Origin of the sequence: Enterobacter sp. SECR19-1250 (assembly GCF_013391025.1) — a bacterium.
Classification (GTDB): Bacteria; Pseudomonadota; Gammaproteobacteria; order Enterobacterales; family Enterobacteriaceae; genus Enterobacter; species Enterobacter cloacae.
In genome coordinates this window covers 22,081-43,904 of record NZ_JACASJ010000034.1, presented here as the reverse complement: position 1 = coordinate 43,904, position 21,824 = coordinate 22,081, and the positions used below count along the sequence as shown (strand labels likewise).

Here is a 21,824-nt window from a genome sequence, read left to right as displayed (position 1 = left end):
TTTAATCAGCGAGTCAGCTTGGGAAGAAATGACCTGCTTATTCGCACCTTCCCTAGGTTTTAGACTGTAAGGTGAATATACATAAAGTGGTTAATAAGTCGGGCTAAATTCCTAAATAAATATCCAGATTGATATTGGTCATCTTTTAAAGAAGGGATAGTAATGGTTCCTGTTAATAATAAATGTAATATTCGCTGAATTGCCGATAAATAATATTATGCAGCGCATGTAATATTTGAATACATACGCTGCATGACGTTATTTTAAAACACCGGCACCCCCAGCCCAACCTTCACCTCCCTCAACGTCTCTTGCGTCACCCCCTGCGCCCGTTCGGTCCCGCGCTTCAGCATCGCCATCAGCTCGCCCTTATACTGCATATACATCGCCCTGCGCTCCCGCATCGGCGCAATCAGCTCCTGCAAACACCCCTCCAGCTCGTTCTTACAAACCCGGTCGCCCAACCCGCCTGCCTGATAGTGCGTCTTCATCGCCGCCACTTTGGCTTTGTCCGGATGAAACGCGTCGAGGTACGTAAACACCACGTTCCCCTCAATCTGCCCCGGGTCGCTCACCTTCAGGTGGTTCGGGTCGGTGTACATGGCGCTGACCGCACGGTGAATGGTCTCTTCGCTGGCCGAAAGGTGCAGCGTGTTGCCCAGCGATTTCGACATTTTGGCGCTGCCGTCGATGCCGGGCAGGCGGCTGGTGTCGCTCAGCATCGCCTTACAGTGGCGCAGCACCGGAGCGGGCAGCAGGCTGTTCATCTTGTGCACAATCTCGTTGGTCTGCTCAATCATCGGCAGCTGGTCGTCGCCGACGGGCACGCACTCGGCCTTAAACGCGGTGATGTCCGCCGCCTGGCTGATGGGGTAGGCCATAAACCCGACCGGCAGCGAGCGGGCGAAGCCCTTCTGCACAATCTCGTTTTTCACCGTCGGGTTACGCTCCACACGGGCGACGGTGACGATGTTCATGTACAGCATCGTCAGCTCGGCGAGGGCGGGCAGGGCGGACTGCAGGCAGATGGTAGTCAGGTTCGGGTCGATGCCGGCGGCGAGATAGTCGGCCAGCACTTCGGGGATGTTGTCGCGGATCTTCTGCGGGTTGCTGCCGTTGTCGGTCAGCCCCTGCAGGTCGGCAATCAGCACAAACTGGTTGTGCGTCTGCTGCAACGCCACGCGCTGGCGCAGCGATCCGACGAAGTGGCCAAGGTGCAGCGGGCCGGTTGGGCGATCGCCGGTGAGGATGGTTTGCGGGTTCATAAAGACTCCTTAATGTGCAATTGCCGAAAGGGGTCTGAGATGTGAGAAAGCCGCCTTTCGGCGGCTATCAGAAAATGGGGAAAACTACTCCGTGCCGCCTTTAAGAAGGCAGCCACCAGCGGTTTACGGTGAGCACGGCGTGGTTTATGTTCATGCTTTTACCGTATCACGTCCGGCGCAAAAAACAAAAGGGCACGTCATGCTGCAATCACTCAACCACCTGACCCTCGCGGTCAGCGACCTGCAAAAAAGCGTCACCTTCTGGCACGAGCTGCTGGGGCTAGCGCTGCATGCCCGCTGGAATACCGGGGCCTATCTCACCTGCGGCGATCTGTGGGTCTGCCTGTCGTACGACGAGGCGCGCCAGTATGTGCCGCCGCAGGAGAGCGACTACACCCACTACGCGTTTACCGTGGCGGAAGAAGATTTTGAACCGTTCTCGCAAAGGCTCGAGCAGGCGGGCGTCACCGTCTGGAGGCAGAACAAAAGCGAGGGGGCGTCGTTCTATTTTCTCGACCCGGACGGGCACAAGCTGGAGCTGCATGTGGGCAGCCTCGCCGCGCGGCTGGCGGCGTGTCGCGAGAAGCCCTATGCGGGCATGGTGTTTACCTCAGACGAGGCTTGAGGCGCGCGCCTTCAGCCTGCCCGCCAGCGTCACGTGCGTGGCGGCATCTTCCTGATTGCACAGGTACTCCACCGCCAGCCGTCCCAGCTCGCTGTAGGGCAGCTGGATACTGGTCAGCGGCGGTGTGAGCTGCTCGGAGATCTTCTGGTCGTCGTAGCCCGCCAGCAGCATGTCCTGCGGGATGCGCACGCCGTTCACCGCCAGAGCCTGATAGCAGCCAATCGCCAGCCAGTCGCTGGCGCAGAAGATGGCGTCCGGGCGCTCGGCCAGTTCCAGCAGGGAAGCTGTCGCGGTAAAGGATTCGCTGAACTGCCAGTTGGTCTGGCGCACCAGGCTGTCGTCGCACGCGAGTCCGGCCTGCTGCAGCGCCGCCTGGTAGCCTGCCAGACGCTGGCGGGAGGCCTCCATCCAGCTCTCGCCGGTGATGTGGGCGATGCGGGTAGCCCCGCAGGCGATAAGGTGTTTCGTCACCTGGAAGGCGTTGGCGTAGTCGTCCGGGATAAACGACGGCAGCAGCGGCGAGCCGGGGTCGCGCTGGTTAAGCAGCACCAGCGGGATGCGGGTGCAGTCCTGGAACGCCGTCATGTCCACCAGCGTGGTGACCGGGGAGGCGAGAATAATCCCGATGCAGTTGCGCTTCTCCAACTGGCGGATGATGTTCAGCGCCAGCTCGATGTCGTCGCCGTAGTCGTAGACGGTGAGCAGGGTCTCGTTGCGCCACGCGGCTTCCCGTGCCTGGCTGATGGCGTCGATAAACGGGTCGAAGCTCTGCATGGAGCTCACCAGCAGGGCGATCTCTTCCTGGTTGCGCGGGGCGTGAACGGCGGGGAGGCGGTCGTAGCCGAGCTCAGTGGCCACGTTAATCACCCGCTGGCGGGTGTCGTCGCTGAGCTTGATGTTGCGGGACTGGTTAAGCACCAGCGATACCGTCGCCTGCGACACCCCTGCCGCCCGCGCAATATCGTTCATCGTCACTTTCGTTTTTCGCTTCATCCGTCCTCTCCCTTTCGCGATTTCGCATCATACCCTAACCGCACGCTTTAGCGCCGTCGATCACGTTTCTCATTCATCGAAGCGTGAACTTTGTGAGTACCGTCGCTTTTCTAAACGCCGTGATTTGCGCATTTATCCTGCAACTAATATTTATTAGCTAAATATTATCAGTAAGAGGATGCGTAATGAAAGAGCAGTGGAGCAGGGAGCAGGCACAGGCGTGGTATCAGCAAAAAGGCTGGCTGTGCGGGTTTAATTACCTGCCGTCGACGGCGGTGAACTGGACCGATATCTGGCAGGAAGAGACCTTCGATGCCGCCACCATCGAGCGCGAGCTGGGCTGGGCGGCGGAGGCGGGCTACAACACCCTGCGCATCAACCTGCCGTTTATCGTCTGGGAGCACGACCGCGACGGGCTGATGGCGCGCATCGACCGCTTTTTGACGATTGCTGACGGTCGCGGCTTCAGCACCATGCTGACCCTGATGGACGACTGCGGTTTCTCCGGCGACGAGCCGTACCTCGGCCCGCAAAAGCCGCCGGTACCGGGCAAGCACAACAGTCAGGCGGCGGCGAGTCCGGGGCGCGACAAGGTGTGCGATCCCGACTGCTGGCCGCAGATTGAGCGCTATATCCGCGACGTTGTCCGCCAGTTCCGCGACGATAAGCGCGTGCTGCTGTGGGATCTCTATAACGAGCCGGGCAACCGCGGCATTTTCGCGACCGGCACGCAGGAGGTGCAGTACGACGCGAAGCTGGAGACCTGCGCGCACGAGTTGATGAAGCTGGCGTTCAAGTGGGTGCGTGAAGAAGACCCAACCCAGCCGCTCACCGTCTGCGCGTGGCGTCTGCCGCCGGAAGAGGAGGGCGAGACGTTCTTCCAGCATCCGCTGGACCAGACCGCACTGGCGCTCTCGGACGTGGTGAGCTTCCACGCCTACACCCACACTGGCCGCATGACGGCGATTATTCAGCAACTGCAAAAGCTTGGTCGACCGCTGTTCTGCACCGAATGGCTGGCGCGCCACGTGGGCAGCACCATCGAGGAGCAGCTCCCGCTGATGTACGCGGCGAAGGTCGCGCCGTATCAGTGGGGGCTGGTGCGCGGCAAAACCCAGACGTGGCTGCCGTGGCCGGTGGTGATGAAGGAGTCCACGGACTACTGCCGCCTCTGGTTCCACGACGTGTTTGAGGAGAACGGCATTCCGTTCTCACGCCGTGAAATCGCATTAATGCAGCAGTTGCGCAAGATCGCCCCGAAAGTCCAGGGCTAATAATATTGACCCGGCGGCCGACCGCCGGGCAACCAGGCAGGCATATAACAATGGCAATGACAATGAAAATACCGTCTCGCGAGTTGTGGTCTTATTTTGGCTATGGTTTAGGTCAGTGTTTTAGCTTTGGTTTAGTAGGTTCGTTTATTAACTATTTTTACACCGACGTGCTGGGGATCTCGGCGCTGGCGGCCAGTACCATCTTCCTGATTGCCCGCGCGTGGGACGCGGTTCACGATCCGCTGTTTGCCAGCATCATGGATACCATTAACAGCCGGTTCGGCAAGTTTCGCCACTTTTTGCTGATTGCGCCGCTGCTGATCACCGGCGTCACGCTGCTGTCGTTCTATAAAATCGAAGCAGACATGACCACCAAAATCCTCTACGCCGGGGTGACGTATATCCTGTGGGGGACGCTGTATGCCATCTCCGATATCCCGTTCTGGTCGATGTCGTCGGTGATGACCAACGACTCCGCCCAGCGCACCCGAGCGGTGACGGCGGCGATGCTCGGGGTGAACGCGGGGATTGCCTGCGCCAACATCTTCTTCCCGAAGCTGGCGGCGTTCTTCGCCCAGTACAGCAATGACAAAGGCTACTTTATGGCGGCGCTGGTGATGATGCTGGTGGGCCTGCCGCTGATGCTTAACGGCTTTATGCAGATCAAAGAGCGCGTGCCGCCGAGCCCGGAAAAGGTGACCATCCGCGACACCTTCCACAACCTGCGTCAGAACAAGCCGCTGTTTATTGTCCTGCTGTCGTTCTTTTTCTGCGTGTTCCACAACGTGGCGGGCGGGCTGTATATCTACTTCTTTATCAATAATCTGGGCGACGGCAGCCTGCAGATGGCGATTGGCGTGATGGGGATTGTGGCGGCGGTGTTGTGCCTGGTCGCCCCGATGCTGACGCGCCGGATGCAGAAGCGGAAGCTGTTTATGATCCTCTGCGGGCTGGACGTGGCGGTACGCGTGGTGATGTGGTTCATCGGCTATCAGCAAGTGACGATGCTGTTCATTCTGCTCGGCCTGAGCACGCTGTTCGTGATGATGACCAACATCCTCACCTCGTCGATGATTGCCGACACCATTGAGTACGCGGAGTACCACACCCACAAGCGCTGCGCGGCGATCACCTTCTCCGGGCAGACCTTTACCGGCAAGATGTCGGTGGCGGTGGGCGGTGGGTTAATCGGCGTGTTTCTGACGATGATCGGCTACGTGCCGCAGGCGCAACTTCAGAGCGAAGGCGTGCTGTCGGGGCTGTTCTTCGGGATTTGTTTGTTACCGGCGATTGGCTCGTTGATCCGCATGGGCTTTATGTCGCGCTTTACCTTTACCGAGGAGAAGCATGCGGAGATTTGTCGGCTGCTGGCGGAGCGGAACGCGTCTGCGAAAGCGCCGGGTGGCGGCTGCGCCTTACCCGGCCTACAGAAAATTACAGCGACTTCACAAACGCCAGCAGATCTTCGTTGAGCTGGTCCTGGTGGGTCAGCGCGAAGCCGTGCGGCGCGTTGTCGTACACCTTCAGCGTGGCGTTTTTGATCATCTCTGCCGCCAGCTTGCCGGTGCTTTCAAACGGCACGATCTGGTCGTTGCTGCCGTGGATCACCAGCGTCGGCACGTCGATTTTCGCCATATCCGGGCGGAAGTCGGTTTCGCCGAACGCGGTCACGCAGTCGATGGTGCCCTTCAGTGACGCCAGCAGGGCGATGTTCAGCGTCTGGGTCAGGGCACCGGCAGAGACGGTCTGCCCGGCATTGATGCCGTAGAACGGGGTGGCGAAGTCGCTGATGAACTGGGCGCGATCTTTACGCAGGCCGTCGCGAATACCGTCGAACACGCTCTGATCCACACCCTGCGGGAAGGTATCTGATTTACCGAAGATCGGCGTGACCGCGCCCAGCAGCGCCAGACCGGCCACGCGTGCGCTGCCGTAGTTATTGATGTAGCGGGTCACATCGCCGCCGCCCATGGAGAAGCCCACCAGCGTCACGTCCTGCAGGTCCAGGGTGGTAATCAGGTCGTTGATATCGGACGCAAAGGTGTCGTAGTCGTAGCCGTTCCACGGCTGATCCGAGCGGCCAAAGCCGCGACGGTCAAAGGCGATGGCGCGGAATCCGCGCTCGGCCAGGTAGTTCAGCTGGCTGTCCCACATGTCGCCGTCCAGCGGCCAGCCGTGGCTGAAGAGAACCGGTTTACCCGCGCCGCAATCTTTGTAGTAAATCTGCGTGCCGTCTTTTGCCTTAAACGTTGCCATAGTGTGTTCCTGTACAGGTGATGGTTATGGTTATACCGGCGCGACCAGGTAGCGAATAGCCGGTGATGTTGTGCCCTGATGAAAAGCCAGAACGCGGCTCTGCAGCAGGAGGTCATTCATGGTGTGGCGCTCCTGCTGGCGCAGATGCTCAATCCAGGAGCCCATCAGGAAGGTCTCGATAAACAGTCCGGGGCGCTCGATATCCTCGTATACCGCCCAGCTCATCGCCCCGGCGCGGCGGCGCACCCGGCGCAGCTCGTGCACTGCCTGCAAAAACGCTTTCGCGTTGTGCGGGTCGATGATGTATTCGTGCGACACCAGCACCGGGCCGCGCTCGTTCGGCAGGTCAATTTCTACGCCGTCCAGCGGCTGGCCGCTGAGGTCGAGGTTCAGGTCCGGATCTTTCTCCAGCTTCCAGCGGAACACCGTCGCGCTCGCCAGCACCATTCCCAGCGTGGCGACCACCAGCGAAGTCGGGGTGCCAAACTGCGAAGCGATCTGTCCCCAGAGGGCGCTGCCGGCGGTCATCGAGCCGAAGAACACCGTCAGATAAACCGCCAGCGCGCGGGCTTTCACCCAGCGTGCCGCACTGCGCTGCGCGCCGAGATTGAGGGTAGAGAGCACCGCAATCCACGCGAAGCCGGTGAAGAACTCAAACAGGTTCAGCAGCCAGAAGTGGCGCACGAACGCCAGCGCCAGCATGGTGAGGGCAAACGTCAGGCTGGCGGCCACCATCAGGCGGTCGGCGTTCAGCCGCTGGCGCAGTCGCGGGAGCAGGATGGCCCCGGCGATCGCCCCCAGGCCAATGCACGCCAGCATCACGCCGTAGCCCGCCGGGCCTAAACCCAGCTCGCGGCGCGCCACCAGCGGCAGCAGGGCCCAGCCCGCGCTGCCAAAAACGAAGAAGGCCACCGTGCGCACCAGCACGTTGCGCAGCACCGGCGCGGCGTGCACGTAACGGATGCCAGAGCGCACCGCCGAGAAGAAGTGCTCCGGCGGCAGACGCTGCACTGTCGGTGCGGGACGCCAGCGCCACAGCACCCACGCCACGCCGACCACGGAGAGCGCATTCAGGGCAAACACCATCCACGGCCCGGCCAGCGACAGCAGAAAACCGCCCAGCGCAGGGCCGATTGCCCGGCTGATGTTCACTCCGAGTGAGTTGAGCGCCACGGCGGCACCCAGCTCCGGCTTGCTCACCAGGTCGGGCACCACCGCCTGGAACGGCGGCGAGCTCATCGCCGCCCCCACGCTCAGCAGAAACGTCGTCACCAGCAGAACCGCAGGCGTGACGTGGCCGGTGAAGGAGAGCACCGCCAGCCCGGCGGCGGCGATGAACACCCACAGCTGGGAGAAAAGTAGGTATTTACGTCGGTCGACGATGTCCGCCATCACCCCTGAGGGCAGGGCGAAGAGGAACATCGGCAGGCTGCTGGCCGCCTGTACCAGCGCGATATCCAGCGGATCGGCGCTCAGGCTCAGCATGCTCCAGTTAATACCGACGTCGCTCATCCATGAGCCGACGTTAGAGACCACCGTGGCGATCCACAGTATGCGGAATACCGGCTGGCTCAGCGGCTGCCAGGGCGAAACCGTCGGTGCGGGCGTCGTTTCGACGTGGGCGTCACGAACGTCGTTAACCTGGGTCATGCAAATTTCTCCGTTACCTTACGCTGCAGCCGCCACTGGCCCGGCCCGGTCAGGGCAAGGGTGGTGAAGATAATCAGCAGCAGCCAGCCAAACTGCCCTTCGGCAATCGACCAGTTGGGGTGAACCGCCAGCATCGCCACCAGCAGCACGGCAATAATCGGCAGGCACGCCAGGCGGGTGTAGACGCCCGCAATGATAAACAGCGGGCAGATCACCTCGGCGACAATCGCCGGGATCAGGCTCGCCCAGGGCCCGAAGCCGAACGGATCTTCAATGCGCGTCAGCTCTTCGCTGAAGTGCAGCACCTTCGGCAGGCCGTGCACGTACAGCAACAGCAGGCTGCCTGTCAGGCGCAGGAAAAACAGCCCCAGGTCGACCCGGGGCGGAGCAAAGGTGTTTTTCATCAGAATGCAAAGCAGCTGCAGCCCAGCGCCCCCCAGAATGCGTTATCGTCCGACACCGGTATCTCTGACGTGCGCGCAAAATCATGCTGGTGGCTGTGCACCCCGCACGGGCCGCTGCAGTGGTGGACGGCGTTCATACCCACGCGTGTGGCCTGCGGCGGCGCGCTGCGGTAGTGGCCCGGCACCTTCACCACCGGGGACCACTCGGGCAGGACCGGAATGGCAGGCGGGGCCAGCGGGCCAAAGCTGCCTGCGGCGTAGACGATATCGCCGTTGACCACCGTCAGGACGGATTCGATGCCCTTGATCTCCTCTTCCGGCACGCGGAAGTAGTCTTTGCTCAGCACCGCCAGGTCGGCGAGCTGGCCGACTTTGATCTGCCCCTTCTGGTTTTGTTCGCTGGAGAACCACGCGCTGCCCTGGGTCCAGAGCATCAGGGCGGTGTCGCGATCCAGACGGGCGCTGTGATCGTACATCTGCATCCCGCCGACGGTGCGGCCGGAGACCAGCCAGTAGAGGGCGGTCCACGGGTTGTAGCTCGCCACGCGGGTGGCATCGGTGCCTAAGCCCACCGGTACGCCGGTCTCCAGCATTTTTGCCACCGGTGGCGTATGGCGGGTGGCTTCAATGCCGTAGCGCTCGGCAAAGTATTCGCCCTGGAAGGCCATGCGGTGCTGCACGGCAATGCCGCCGCCGAGCGCTTTGATGCGGTCGATGTTGGCCTGGGTGACGGTCTCTGCATGGTCGAAGAACCAGTGCAGGCCGTTAAACGGAATATCGCGGTTAACTTTTTCGAACACGTCCAGCATGCGGCTGATGGACTCGTTGTAGGTGGCGTGCAGGCGGAACGGCCAGCGGTGCTCTACCAGATGGCGCACCACGCGCTCCAGCTCATCCTCCATACCCGGCGCGAGGTCAGGACGCGGTTCGAGGAAATCTTCAAAATCGGCGGCGGAGAAGACCAGCATCTCGCCCGCGCCGTTATGGCGGAAGAAGTCGCTGCCCTGGCCCGGCGTGAGCATGTCGGTCCATTTCTCAAAGTCTTCCAGCTTGTGGCCCGGACGCTGGGTAAAGAGGTTGTAGGCGATGCGGACGGTCATCTGCTTCTTCTCGTGCAGCTCGGCAATCACCTCGTAATCTTCCGGGTAGTTCTGGAAGCCGCCGCCCGCGTCGATGGCGCTGGTCAGCCCCAGACGGTTCAGCTCGCGCATAAACTGGCGGGTGGAGTTAACCTGCTGCTCCAGCGGCAGCTTCGGCCCTTTGGCCAGCGTGGCGTAGAGGATCATGGCGTTCGGACGGGCGATCAGCATCCCGGTCGGGTTGCCGTTGGCGTCGCGCTGGATCTCGCCGCCCGGCGGGTTTGGCGTGTCTTTGGTGTAGCCAACCACCTTCAGCGCGGCGCGGTTGAGCAGGGCGCGGTCGTAGAGGTGCAGGATAAAGACCGGGGTATCCGGCGCGGCGTCGTTAATTTCATCCAGGGTTGGCATGCGGCGTTCGGCAAACTGGAACTCGCTCCAGCCGCCCACCACGCGCACCCACTGGGGCGATGGCGTGCGCAGGGCTTGTTCTTTCAGCATCCGCAGGGCATCGGCCAGAGACGGCACGCCTTCCCAGCGCAGCTCGAGGTTGTAGTTCAGCCCGCCGCGAATGAGGTGCAGGTGGGAGTCGTTCAGGCCGGGGATGGCGGTGTGGCCTTTTAAATCCACCACTTTAGTGCCGTCGCAGTGGTGTTGCATCACCTCGGCGACGGTACCCACTTCCAGAAATTTTCCGTCGCGCACGGCGACGGCTTCCGCCACAGGATTCTCGCGATCGACGGTGTGAAACTGGCCGTTAACCAGAATGAGATCGGCTTTTCCAAGGGTAACCATAACTGCTCCTGACTGAGAGGGGAATGGTCAGGATTATGGGAACCGGTTTCGGCAAAGATCCAGTTATACAATAGGATAGGTATACCAAAGTATAACTATACCTAAGGTTAACTATACGAAGAGATAATTACGCACAGGCGCAGAAGGCCGCAGGATGGGGGCGACTTTATCGGCGTGGCACTCACGGCGATTTCACCCTTAACCACTGGAAAATGCTATGACCTCTTCAAAGCTCGAAGTATTAACCCCTGCGAACTGTCAGATTATTTTCATCGACCATCAGCCACAGATGGCGTTTGGCGTGCAGTCTATTGACCGCCAGGTGCTGAAAAACAACACCGTGGCGCTGGCGAAAGCGGCCAAAGTGTTCAACATCCCGACCATCATCACCACCGTAGAGACTGAAAGCTTCTCCGGTAACACCTACCCGGAGCTGCTGGACGTGTTCCCGGGCCAGGACATTCTGGAGCGTACCTCCATGAACTCCTGGGATGACCAGAAGGTGCGCGACGCGCTGAAAGCCAACGGCAAGAAGAAGGTGGTGGTTGCCGGTCTGTGGACCGAAGTGTGCAACAACAGCTTTGCCCTGTGCGCAATGCTGGAAGGCGACTACGAAATTTATATGGTGGCGGACGCGTCCGGCGGTACCACCAAAGAAGCCCACGACTTTGCCATGCAGCGCATGATCCAGGCGGGCGTGATCCCGGTGACCTGGCAGCAGGTGATGCTGGAGTGGCAGCGCGACTGGGCGCGTAAAGAAACCTACACCGCGGTGATGGATATCGTGCGCGAGCACTCCGGCGCGTACGGCATGGGCGTGGATTACGCTTACACCATGGTGCACAAAGCGCCGTCTCGCCAGAAGAGCGAGCACCGTACCTTAGCGCCGGTCCCGGCCCGCTAAGTCCCGGCGGCAGGCTGGTCCCTCATCCGGCCTGCCACTGACTGCTTTCTGGAGTTCTCTATGAGTACAGGGTTGATATCCCTTGCGGCAGGCGTGTTGATCGGCCTGATGTACGCCGCGCTGAAGGTACGCTCCCCCGCGCCGCCCGCGCTGGCGCTGATTGGCCTGCTGGGGATGCTGGCCGGGGAGCAGGCGACGCGCCATCTGTTAGCCCGCGACAGCGTGGCCAGCGTTCCGGCAGTGGTTCACCATCCGGCAGGAGAGTCATCATGAAGGCCTGGATAATTTCGCTGGTGTGCGGCGTGCTGGCTGGGGTAATTTACGCTCTGCTCAACGTCCACTCTCCGGCACCGCCGGTTGTCGCCCTGCTTGGCCTGTTTGGTATGCTGGTGGGCGAACAGCTGATCCCGGTGGGACGTCGCATACTGAATCGCGAACCGCTGACTCTGGCCTGGTTTCGTCACGAGTGTGTGCCGAAAATCAGCGGCACGGCGCCTCCCGCGCCCGTGAAGGAAAACCGCGACGTTTAATGATTTTTTGAGGAATAACAGCATGACGCTGCCGTGGCGCATTGCCATCATTGATGACGAACGTTCTGTCCGCAGCGGGCTGAGTAACCTCCTGGAGTCGGAAGGGTATGCGACCGACACGTTTGATTCGGCAGAGGTGTTTCTGAGCCACCCGTTCGCCCTGTCCGGCGCGGCGCTGGTGATCACCGATATCAAGCTGCGGGGCATGAACGGCCTGGAGCTGTTTGAAAAGCTGCGGCTGTTGGCTGCCCCGCCTCCCCCCGTACTCTTTATCTCCGGTCATGCTGATGAAAATATGCAGCGGTACGCTCTTGATTTGGGCGCCGCTGCATTTTTGCGTAAGCCTATTAACATCGATATTCTGCTGGATCATATTCAGCGGGAGCTGGCCCGCCGACAATAAGGATCGCGGATGAACGAAAACGAGCTGCCTGCATTCTGGCCCGCCCAGGGAAATCTCCATGATGGGCGGGTTTTTGTCCTTAAAGAGGATGTCATTTTTACCGTGCTGGCGCAGGAGGGCGGGATCTCCTGGATGAACGCCCGACATCCCCATTCTGGCGGCTCCTTTATCATTGCCACCGCGGTCAGCGACGAAGAGGAAGAGCGGGCCACCCGGCTGCTCAAAAATGAGTTTGCGTTGCGCGATCACCTTCAGGACAGCTGGGCCATTCGCGCCGTGGCCTCCACCCAGTACCGGGGGCGTTTTGCACTGGTGTACGCGCCATTTTCGTTTGAGCTGCTGGCGCGACGCGCGGGCAGGGCGATCTCGGGGATCGCCCGGTTTATCGAGCTGGCGATCCAGATCTGCACGCCGCTGCGTCAGATGCATCTGCAGAACCTGATCCACGGCGATATCAAGCCCGGCAATATCTTTGTTCATCACGATTCAACCTGCCGTCTGGGCAGCTTTGGCCTGTCATGCAGTATCTCCGGGGCCTTTTCCCAGACACGGCTGGCCGTCTCTGGCGGTACGCCCGCCTATATGTCCCCGGAGCACACCACCCGCACACAGCGGGCCGTCGATTGCCGCAGCGATCTCTACAGCCTCGGCATTGTGCTTTATGAGCTCCTGACCGGACGCCTGCCGTTTGATCTGGGCGAGAGCGAGCAGACCAACTGGGCGCATTATCACATTGCCTCTGAGCCACTCTCTCCCGCCGTGTTGCGCCCGGATGTGCCCGACATGCTGTCGACCATCATTCTCAAGCTGCTGGAGAAGCAACCCGATAACCGCTACCAGACCGTCGACGGGCTGATTGCCGATCTTCGACGCTGTCAGGCGACGTTAACCTCCGAAGGCGAGATCGTCGCCTTTACGCCCGGCCAGCAGGACCGGACGCCGGCGATCCATCTGGCGGACTCCCTGTTTGCGGCGCATCCGCAGGCAAACGACGTCATCGCCGCGTTTGAGCGGGTGGGGCAAAACATTGTGCCGGAGCTGGTGACGATCGGCGGGCCGTCGGGGATCGGTAAATCCTCGATTATCGCCACGGCGTTAAAAACGTTGCAGCAGCGCAGGGTGCTGCTGGCGGTGGGCAAGGTCGATCAGTTTTCGCCGACGTTACCCTACGGCGTATTAAGCTCGGCGTTTCGCACCCTGACGCTGCACCTGCTCGGGCTGCCTGCGGAAGAGGTGGCGAAGTGGAAAATCCGCCTCGCGCGCGCCCTGGAAGGATATGAAGAGCTGGCCGTCAGCCTGGTGCCCGAGCTGGGGTTGCTGCTGGAGAGTAAACCTCGCTTCTCGGCAGATACATTTTCCATTGATGCCCGGGCCCGCTTCAGCCATATGGTGCTGGCGCTGGTTAAAACCTTTGCCTCGCAGGGCTGTCCGCTGGTCTTGCTGCTTGACGATCTGCAGTGGAGCGACGCCGCCAGCCTGCAAACGTTGAAGCACCTGCTGGCGACCTGCGGTGCCATTCCGCTATTGCTGGTGGTGGCGCACCGGGACATCGCCTCGTTGTCCGATCCCGCGTTACAGCAGCAGCTCGCGAGCCTGCCGGCGTCGGCGCAGCACGCCATCGAGATTATCCCGCAGCCGCTGACGGTGAAGGCGGTAGCACGCTGGCTGGGCACGCTGTTTCGCGTGCGCAGCGCCACAACAACCGACCTCGCCACGCTTATCCACGAGAAAACCGGCGGCAACCCGCTGTTCGTGCATGAGTTTTTCCGCCGCATTGTTGATGACGGGCTGGTGGTGCATAACAAGTATCAGGACAAATGGCAGTACGATCTGCAGGCGATCCGCGCCCGGCATTACACTGAAAACGTCGTCACCCTGGTGCTGGAAAAGCTCGAAGAGATGCCCGACGAGACGTGTCGTCTGCTGGGCAGCATTGCCTGTCTTGGCGGCACGGGCGAGCTGGAGATGCTGTGCCGCGTGGTCGGGATGTCGGTGGCGGAAATCCGTTATGCGCTGCACCCGGCGGTGATGGCGCAGCTGATTGTGCTGACGGAAAAAGCGTATGCCTTTACCCACGACAGGGTGCAGGAGGCTGCTTTCGCACTGCTGGATCAGCGTGAGAGGAGCCACCTGCACCTGACCACCGCCAGCCTGCTGGCCGAGGCCGCGCGTCAGGCGGCGGGGAACGAACTGCTGTTCCGCGCCGTGCACCACGTGATGGCCGCGCTGGACAGCATTCAGCCTGCGCCGCAGCGCCAGATGTTCCGTGAGCTCAGCCTGCTGGCCGCACGGCGGGCGAAGCGCACCGGCGATTATCATTCGGCGCTGAGCTACATTCAAACCGCCAGAGCGCTGGGCAATGCCGGGGCGGTGTCTGACTTTATGCTCGACATCGAAGAGGCGGGCTGTGAATTTGCGCTCGGCCACCTGGAGCGAACCCGCGAGCTGTGTGACGCGATCCTCGGCTGCCCCGGCGGGCTGACTGAAAAAGCGCTGGCGGCTAACCTGCTGGTGGAAGTCTACATTCGCCAGTCCGACAGCCGTCTGGCGCTGGAGGCGGCGCTGTGCTGGCTGGGGATTTTTGGTATCCAGATCAGCCACTACCCGGAAGACAGTGAGTGCGACGAAGCCTGGAAACACTTCTGCAACCGCGTGGGTGACGCGCCGCAACAGCAATTTGTCCAGCTCTCGCAAATGGACAACCCGCAAACCGAAGCGGTGATGAACCTGCTGTATAGCGCCAGCATTTGCGCCAGCTTTATCTGTCCGCGCCTGCACTTTTTGCTGCTCTGTCGCATGATGCATCTGACCCTCGACCACGGTATCACCGGCGCCTCCACCACGGCGATGGCCTGGTTTGGCGTATTGATTGGCCAACGCTACGCCGAGTATCGCCTTGGTTTCCAGTACGGCACGCTGGCCCGCGAGCTGGTAAACCGTCACGGCTACGATGCCTTTGAAGCCAAAACCCTGCTGCCGCTCGATCAGCTCAGCGTCTGGACCCAGCCGCTGTCGTTCACCATCGAGTGCGCCAAAGCCTGCTTTACCGCCGCCGTCACTCACGGTGATATGACGGTGGCCTGCTTTGCGGCCTGCCATCAGGTGATCAACTTCCTCTCGCGGGGCGATCATCTGGACGGGGTGCTGACCAGCATCGATCGCGGTCTGGCCTTTGTCCGTAAAACCCACTTCCAGGACATCGAAACGATTTTGATGCTCCAGCGCGGCTACGTTGAGTTTCTGCGTACGCCGGTCATCGGCACCTGGAGCGCCGCGCAGGTGCTGCCTGAAGCGATGCTGCCAGCGGCGCCTGAGCAGGCCCCGGAGCAGACCTCGACCATGCTGTTCTGGTACTGGCTGTACCGTGGGATGGCGCACTTTACCTGCGGGGAGTATGCCGCCGCGCAGGCGGAGCTGGAGCAGGCGGGCTGGTTCGCATGGTCTGCGCCCGGCCACATTCACCTGCTGGATTACCATCTCTACAGCGCCCTGTCGCTTTCCAGACAGCTGACGCCGGAGACCTTCTCGGCGAATCACCGTCGCAGCATTCACGCCCACTACGACAAAATCGCCCTCTGGGCGCGGATTAATCCGGGCACGTTTGCCGACAAAGAGGCGCTGATTTACGCCGAAATCGTGCGTCTGGACGGGATGAACAGCATTGCGCTTGAGCAGTATGAGAAAGCGGTGCGCCTCTCGCGGGAGGGCGGTTTTAATCCGCTGAACGCGCTGGCCCACGAGCTGGCAGGGCGCTTTGCCCTTGCCTGCGGCTATCCGACCGCATCGGACGCCCATTTCCGCGGGGCGATCGCCGCCTGGGGCCGCGCCGGTGCACAGGCAAAAGTGCGCCAGCTTGAGCAGGATTTCCCGCATCTTCTGAGCTCCGCCCAGGCCAGCGCGTACGACACGGTGGCTTTCGCGCAGAATGAAGTGATTCGCGATCTGCAAAGCGTGATCAAGGCGTCACGCGCGCTGTCTGAAGAAATTAACCTTGAGCGGTTGATCGAAAACCTGATGACGCTGCTGCTTGAAAGAGCCGGGGCGCAGCGCGGTCTGCTGCTGCGTGTGAGCGACAACCATATCCCGGAGATCGAGGCCAGCGCGTGGACCAGTACCGACGGCGTGCGGGTGCGGATCCTGAAAGAGGTCCCGATGGCGACCGATATGCCGCTGTCGGTGTTGGCGGCGGTGATCCGCACCGGGCAGGAGATCCGCACCGGCAAGCCGGAAGAGTTCCACCCCTTTAGCCAGGATCCTTATCTCGTGACCTCGGGGGCGGCCGTGATGTGCGTCCCGATGTTCAAACAGGCGCGGCTGGTGGGCGTGCTCTACCTGGAAAATCGCCTGATGCCGGAGGTCTTTACCGCCGAGCACTCCCGCGTGGTGAGCCTGCTGGGGGCGCAGGCGGCGGTCTCGCTGGAGACGGCGCGCCTGTATGCCGAGCTGCTGGCGGAAAACATCCAGCGTCGTCGCGTGGAGAAAGAGCTGCGTTCCAGCCAGACCTCGCTGATGCTGGGCGAGCAGATCAGCCACACCGGCAGCTGGCGCTGGGAGCTGGAGCAGGATCTGATGTTTATCTCCGAAGAGTACGCCCGCATCCTCGGCCTGCCTGAACAGCAAAAGAAGATCTCCATGGCGGAGTTTTTGACCTTTGTGCATCAGGACGATTACGCCCGGATCAGTACCATCGTCACCCAAAGCGTACGCGAAGGGCTCTCCATGCGGGCGGAGTTCCGCATTAACCGTACCGATGGCTCAACCCGCTATATTCTCGGGATTGGCGATCCGGTGGGCGTGGGCAGCGAGGTGAACGAGTATTACGGCATCATCACCGACATTACCAGCCAGCGGGCGGCGGAAGATGCGATGCGGGTGGCGCAGGCAGATCTGGCGCGCGTTTCCCGGGCAACCACCGTCGGGCAATTGACCTCTTCCATTGCCCATGAGATCAACCAGCCGCTGATGTCGATCGTCTCCAACGCCGGGGCGAGCCTGCGTTGGCTCAACCGGGAGCCAGCCCGGCTGGATAAAGTGCGTGAAGGGCTGGAGGAGATCGCCGCTGAAGGGGCGCGGGCGGGGGAGATCATCCGCAGCATTCAGTCCCTGACGCGCAAGCAGGATCCGACCTTCTCACGCATCGATCTGCACTACCTGGTCCACCATATCATCGCGCTGTCGCGCAGCGAGCTTGAGCAGCGACACATTAGCGTCGATTACCTTTTGCAGGCGCAGGATAGCTTTATCACTGGCGACAGCGTGCAGATCCAGCAGGTGCTGCTCAACCTGGTGATGAACGCGGTAGAGGCGATGGCCGAGGTGAAAGATCGCTCTTGCACCATCACCATCAGCACCAGCAATGCAGAAGGGAGAGTGCTGGTGGAGATAGCCGATACCGGCAGCGGCATAGAGCCTGAGCGGCTGGAGAAGATTTTTGACTCGTTCTATTCCACCAAAGCGCAGGGTATGGGAATGGGGCTGACCATCAGCGCCAGCATCATTGAGCGGCACTGCGGGAAACTGAGCGCGCGCCGCCGGGAGCCGCACGGCACCGTCTTTGCCTTTGCGCTGCCGCTTGCGGCACAGGAAGGGTAACGGTTATTCCGTTGGCAGACTTTTGCTCAGGCGTTCCACGACCCTGACCAGCTCTGCCACGGAGCGCACCTGCATCTTCTCCATCACGCGGCGGCGATGGACTTTTACCGTGATTTCGCTCACCCCAAGCTCGGCGGCGATCTGCTTGTTCAGCAGGCCGCTTATCGCCAGCTGGAGCACTTCATGTTCGCGCGGGGTAAGAGACATATGGCGCTGCTTCAGGGCGTAGTGCTCTTTGTTACGCACGGCGTTGTTTTCCGCCAGCCGGAGTGCGGATTCAATGGCGTCGATAAGCGCGGCGGATTCAACCGGTTTGGTCAGAAACTCGTAGGCCCCGCCTTTGATGGCGCGAACCGACATCGGGATGGTGCCGTGGCCGGTGAGGAAAATAATCGGGATCTCACGCCCGCTGTCCCTGAGGGCATCAGCCACCTCAAAACCGGAGATGGTGGGCATTTGCATATCGAGGATCACGCACGAAGGCAGATCCTCGAAGCGGTGCTGAAGAAACGCTTCTGCCGATGAAAAGCCGATAGCGTTCAGGTCTGCCGATTCCAGTAGCCCGGTCACGGACTGCCTGACGGCGTCATCGTCATCAACCACATACACAATGTGTTCCATTCACCGCCCCGGTGCTGATTTAAATGTCGAGGATGCAAACCGTCCCTTTGGTTACGTAAGAGACTGTTTATGCTGACTTTCATCTTAACACATTAAATATCATTATCATTTAACAATATGATAACCATATGAAGTATAGCGAGCCGGAGCAGGGGCGGTGAAGGAACGAAACGCTGTTTTTATGCACCGACAAGCTCAATGCGATTGCCGTCCGGGTCCGCAATTACCGCTTCATAGAAGCCGTCCCCGGTCATCCGCGGGGCGCTAAGCAGCGTGCCGTTTGCCCTGGCCTGTGCCGCCATGCTGTCCACCTGTGCTTTTCCGCCGACGTTGATGGCGATATGCGCCCAGCCTATAAATTCCGGGTGGGCGGGCGCGTCGGGCAGGTCCGGAATGGTCATCAGCTCAATCGTCGGCCCCTCGTCAAGGGTAATAAAATGGGATTCAAAACCCGGACGATTTTTACTGACGTAGCGTGCGTTGCTGCGGCCATTAAACACCGTTTCCCAGAACTGAACCTGGGCGTTAAGGCTGCGGGTCCAGAGTGCGACATGTGCAATATTCATTGTAACCCTCGTTGTTTGTGTTGCGCGGTTATGCAACATTATGCGCATTGATACTCGATTAGAATTATTAAAGGACTTTCAATGCTCGATTATGCAGCTTTTCCTGAACAGCGACAAGCGCGGATCCGCCAGATCCTTCAGAAGAGCGGAAGGGTGGTCTGTACCGAGCTGGCGAGCCAGATGAACGTATCCGAGCACACGATTCGCCGTGATTTACATGAACTTAGCAAAGACGGGTATTGCAAAAAGGTCTACGGCGGCGCGGTGCTTCAGCTTCCGGATGCGGGTAATTTTTTAAGCCGCGAGCAGAAAATAAGTGCAGAAAAGCACACAATCGCGCAGAAAGAAGCAACGCTGGTTCAGGCGGGCGGGTGCATTTTTATCGACGCGGGAACAACAAACCTGGCGCTGGCGAAAGCCCTCCCGGCGGATCTCAACGTCACGGTGGTGACCAACTCCCCGGCCATCGCCACGGAACTGCTGCGCCATCCCCTGTGCGAGGTGATCATCACCGGCGGTCAGATCCAGCGGGCATCCGGCGGGTCGGTGGGCGCCACGGCCGCGGGTCAGATCCAGGGCATTATCTTCGATCAGGCCTTTATTGGCGGCTGCGCGATGGATCCGCAGATGGGGCTCACCGGCTTTGACTTTGCCGACTGCGAATTCAAAAAGGCGGTTATCGCCCAGAGCAACCAGACCATCGTGGCCCTGACGGCAGACAAACTTCCCGGCGTGGCGCGCTTTGTGGTGGCGACGTGTCAGGACATTGATGTGCTGGTGGTAGAAGAGGCGCTGGAACAGGGCGTTGTCGACGCGTTTGCGGCCCAGGACATTCGCATTGTGTGCGCCTGAGGACTTTCACGGGTAAAACAGGCTACACTCTGGTTTTGAGCGCTAAATGCTGAGGACATAACAATGCACTACACACTGAAAGACGGCGATAAGGATAAAGCGGAAGGGACACAGAGCGCACTGCAGCAGAAGCTGCTGGAATCCCGCTCGATTGTTATCTCCGGTGAAATCAACCAGGCGCTGGCAGAGAAAGTCATCACCCAGCTGATCCTGCTGCAAAGCGTGAGCAACGATCCGATCAAACTGTACATCAACAGCCAGGGCGGTCACGTGGAAGCCGGTGATACCATTCACGACTTCATCAAGTTCATCCGCCCGGACGTGCACGTGATCGGTACCGGCTGGGTGGCGAGCGCCGGGATCACCATCTTCTTGGCGGCGAAAAAAGAGCATCGCTACTCGCTGCCAAACACCCACTTTATGATCCACCAGCCGCTGGGCGGCGTGCGCGGTCAGGCGACGGATATTGAGATTGAAGCGCGCGAGATCATCCGCATGCTGGACCGCGTGAACAAGCTGATCGCTGATGCCACCGGCCAGCCGCTGGAAAAAGTGAAAAAAGACACCGACCGCAACTTCTGGATGTCTCCGGCCGAAGCGCTGGATTACGGCATTGTGGGTAAACTGATTACCCATTATGACGATCTGAAGCTGGATTAAGTTTTTAACACCATGTACGTGTCGGGTGGCGGCTACGCCTTACCCGACCTACGCGTGCTGGTTTGACCCATGACAAGTTCCCCCTCTGCCTTCTTGCCTATAATCGCGCCTGTTTCCCCTCTCACTGGTGCTATCCATGGCGTATCAACTGAACCTGAACTGGCCGGAATTTCTTGAGAAATACTGGCAAAAAAAACCCGTTGTGCTGAAAAATGCCTTCCCGAATTTTGTCGACCCGATTACCCCGGACGAGCTGGCAGGCCTGGCGATGGAGCCGGAGGTCGATAGCCGCCTGGTGAGCCATTTCAACGGCAAATGGCAGGCCAGCAATGGTCCGTTTGAGCACTTTGACGGCCTGGGTGAAACCGGCTGGTCGCTGCTGGCGCAGGCGGTGAACCACTGGCACATGCCGGCGGCGGAGCTGGTGCGCCCGTTCCGCGTGCTGCCGGACTGGCGTCTGGATGATCTCATGATCTCCTTCTCCGTGCCGGGTGGCGGCGTGGGCCCGCATATCGATCAGTACGATGTGTTCATCATTCAGGGGATGGGCAGCCGTCGCTGGCGCGTGGGTGACAAGCTGCCGATGCGTCAGTTCTGCCCACATCCGGCGCTGCTGCACGTGGATCCGTTTGAACCGATCATCGACGAAGATCTGGCGCCGGGCGATATTCTCTACATTCCACCTGGATTCCCGCACGACGGCTTCACCCATGAAACCGCGCTGAACTACTCTGTGGGTTTCCGGGGGCCAAACGGCCGCGATCTGATCAGCAGCTTTGCCGATTACGCGCTGGAAAACGATCTGGGCGGGGAGCATTACAGCGATCCGGATCTGACCTGCCGCGAACACCCTGGGCGCATTGAGCAGTACGAGCTCGATCGCATTCGCCAGATGATGATCGACATGATCGGTAAGCCGGATGATTTCACAAAATGGTTCGGCAGCTTTGTCTCCACGCCGCGTCACGAGCTGGATATCGCCGCCGCCGAGCCGCCGTATGCGCCCGAGGAGGTGCTGGACGCGCTGCAGGGCGGTGAGAGATTGTCTCGCCTGAGCGGCCTGCGCGTGCTGAATATTAACGGCAGTTTCTTTATCAACAGTGAACAGCTCGAGACAGTCGACGCGAAGGCGGCGGACGCGCTGTGCCGCTACACTGAGCTGGGCCAGGCCGAGCTGGGCGATGCGCTGAACAACCCGGCGTTTGTCGAGGAGCTCACCGGGCTGATTAACCAGGGGTACTGGTACTTCGACGAGTAGTGCGGCCTGTTGCCCGGTGGCGCTGCGCTTACCGGGCCTACAACGGCGGTTTTCTCCCTCTCCCTGTGGGAGAGGGCCGGGGTGAGGGCATCAGGCCGCA

The 21,824-nt window shown here is 60.5% G+C and carries 19 protein-coding genes; 11 read left to right on the top strand and 8 right to left on the bottom strand.

Features of this window, described 5'->3' with window-relative positions:
• Positions 1–263 precede the first annotated feature (263 nt).
• Positions 264–1,265 carry a tryptophan--tRNA ligase gene (trpS, locus tag HX884_RS11155; RefSeq protein WP_178328157.1) on the bottom strand — a complete coding sequence of 334 codons (1,002 nt, stop codon included), beginning with the start codon at positions 1,263–1,265 and terminating at the stop codon, positions 264–266.
• Between the two features lie 199 nt (positions 1,266–1,464).
• On the opposite strand from trpS, the gene fosA reads away from it, so the two are divergent.
• Positions 1,465–1,890, top strand: a complete 426-nt coding sequence (gene fosA, locus HX884_RS11150; RefSeq protein ID WP_178328156.1) for a FosA/FosA2 family fosfomycin resistance glutathione transferase — start codon at positions 1,465–1,467, stop codon at positions 1,888–1,890.
• Here fosA and HX884_RS11145 read toward each other — a convergent pair.
• Positions 1,876–2,883 (bottom strand): LacI family DNA-binding transcriptional regulator, encoded by a 1,008-nt coding sequence (locus HX884_RS11145; protein WP_178328155.1) that lies wholly within the window; start codon positions 2,881–2,883, stop codon positions 1,876–1,878. The two genes, fosA and HX884_RS11145, sit on opposite strands and share 15 nt — an antisense overlap.
• A 185-nt stretch (positions 2,884–3,068) precedes the next feature.
• On the opposite strand from HX884_RS11145, the gene HX884_RS11140 reads away from it, so the two are divergent.
• Complete coding sequence (locus HX884_RS11140) at positions 3,069–4,157, top strand: cellulase family glycosylhydrolase (RefSeq protein ID WP_178328154.1); 1,089 nt, start codon at positions 3,069–3,071, stop codon at positions 4,155–4,157.
• Between the two features lie 50 nt (positions 4,158–4,207).
• Positions 4,208–5,629, top strand: a complete 1,422-nt coding sequence (locus tag HX884_RS11135) for an MFS transporter (protein WP_058679386.1) — start codon at positions 4,208–4,210, stop codon at positions 5,627–5,629.
• Here the strand turns inward: HX884_RS11135 and HX884_RS11130 are convergent.
• Genes HX884_RS11130 through HX884_RS11115 form a run of 4 tightly spaced genes read right to left on the bottom strand, consistent with a single transcriptional unit; the run spans position 5,592 to position 10,338 of the window.
• A complete protein-coding gene (locus HX884_RS11130) occupies positions 5,592–6,413 on the bottom strand; it encodes an alpha/beta fold hydrolase (RefSeq protein ID WP_014830493.1) in 822 nt (273 codons plus the stop codon). The genes HX884_RS11135 and HX884_RS11130 overlap by 38 nt on opposite strands.
• Positions 6,414–6,443: 30 nt before the next feature.
• Positions 6,444–8,063, bottom strand: a complete 1,620-nt coding sequence (locus tag HX884_RS11125; protein WP_178328153.1) for an MFS transporter — start codon at positions 8,061–8,063, stop codon at positions 6,444–6,446.
• On the bottom strand, positions 8,060–8,467 hold the full coding sequence (locus tag HX884_RS11120) for a DoxX family protein (RefSeq protein ID WP_020687449.1): 408 nt from the start codon (positions 8,465–8,467) through the stop codon (positions 8,060–8,062). The genes HX884_RS11125 and HX884_RS11120 overlap by 4 nt, the downstream gene beginning before the upstream one ends.
• Positions 8,467–10,338: an amidohydrolase gene (locus HX884_RS11115; RefSeq protein WP_178328152.1), complete on the bottom strand. Its 1,872-nt coding sequence runs from the start codon at positions 10,336–10,338 to the stop codon at positions 8,467–8,469. The genes HX884_RS11120 and HX884_RS11115 overlap by 1 nt, the downstream gene beginning before the upstream one ends.
• A 217-nt stretch (positions 10,339–10,555) precedes the next feature.
• On the opposite strand from HX884_RS11115, the gene HX884_RS11110 reads away from it, so the two are divergent.
• From HX884_RS11110 to HX884_RS11090, 5 genes are read left to right on the top strand one after another with little or no spacing between them, the layout of a single operon-like run.
• Entirely contained in the window at positions 10,556–11,242 is a 687-nt protein-coding gene (locus HX884_RS11110) for a hydrolase (RefSeq protein ID WP_013095411.1), read from the top strand.
• Between the two features lie 60 nt (positions 11,243–11,302).
• Positions 11,303–11,515: a DUF1427 family protein gene (locus HX884_RS11105; protein WP_029882206.1), complete on the top strand. Its 213-nt coding sequence runs from the start codon at positions 11,303–11,305 to the stop codon at positions 11,513–11,515.
• Positions 11,512–11,772, top strand: a complete 261-nt coding sequence (locus HX884_RS11100) for a XapX domain-containing protein (RefSeq protein WP_013095413.1) — start codon at positions 11,512–11,514, stop codon at positions 11,770–11,772. Before HX884_RS11105 ends, HX884_RS11100 begins: the two co-directional genes overlap by 4 nt.
• 22 nt (positions 11,773–11,794) lie before the next feature.
• Entirely contained in the window at positions 11,795–12,175 is a 381-nt protein-coding gene (locus tag HX884_RS11095; RefSeq protein ID WP_013095414.1) for a response regulator transcription factor, read from the top strand.
• A 9-nt stretch (positions 12,176–12,184) separates the two neighbouring features.
• Positions 12,185–17,767, top strand: coding sequence for an ATP-binding sensor histidine kinase (locus HX884_RS11090; protein ID WP_178328151.1), 5,583 nt, complete (start codon positions 12,185–12,187; stop codon positions 17,765–17,767).
• 3 nt (positions 17,768–17,770) lie between these two features.
• Here HX884_RS11090 and HX884_RS11085 read toward each other — a convergent pair whose 3' ends face one another.
• Both HX884_RS11085 and HX884_RS11080 read right to left on the bottom strand, forming a co-directional pair.
• A complete protein-coding gene (locus HX884_RS11085; protein WP_023620669.1) occupies positions 17,771–18,388 on the bottom strand; it encodes a response regulator transcription factor in 618 nt (205 codons plus the stop codon).
• 179 nt (positions 18,389–18,567) lie between these two features.
• Entirely contained in the window at positions 18,568–18,954 is a 387-nt protein-coding gene (locus HX884_RS11080) for a VOC family protein (protein WP_029882203.1), read from the bottom strand.
• An 81-nt stretch (positions 18,955–19,035) separates the two neighbouring features.
• Between HX884_RS11080 and HX884_RS11075 the strand changes: the two genes are divergently transcribed.
• The 3 genes from HX884_RS11075 to HX884_RS11065 all read left to right on the top strand — a co-directional run bounded on the left by HX884_RS11075 (position 19,036) and on the right by HX884_RS11065 (position 21,724).
• Positions 19,036–19,806, top strand: coding sequence for a DeoR/GlpR family DNA-binding transcription regulator (locus tag HX884_RS11075; protein ID WP_178328150.1), 771 nt, complete (start codon positions 19,036–19,038; stop codon positions 19,804–19,806).
• Between the two features lie 63 nt (positions 19,807–19,869).
• Complete coding sequence (locus tag HX884_RS11070) at positions 19,870–20,466, top strand: ATP-dependent Clp protease proteolytic subunit (protein ID WP_178328149.1); 597 nt, start codon at positions 19,870–19,872, stop codon at positions 20,464–20,466.
• 136 nt (positions 20,467–20,602) lie between these two features.
• Positions 20,603–21,724 (top strand): cupin domain-containing protein, encoded by a 1,122-nt coding sequence (locus HX884_RS11065; protein ID WP_013095420.1) that lies wholly within the window; start codon positions 20,603–20,605, stop codon positions 21,722–21,724.
• Positions 21,725–21,824 lie beyond the last annotated feature (100 nt).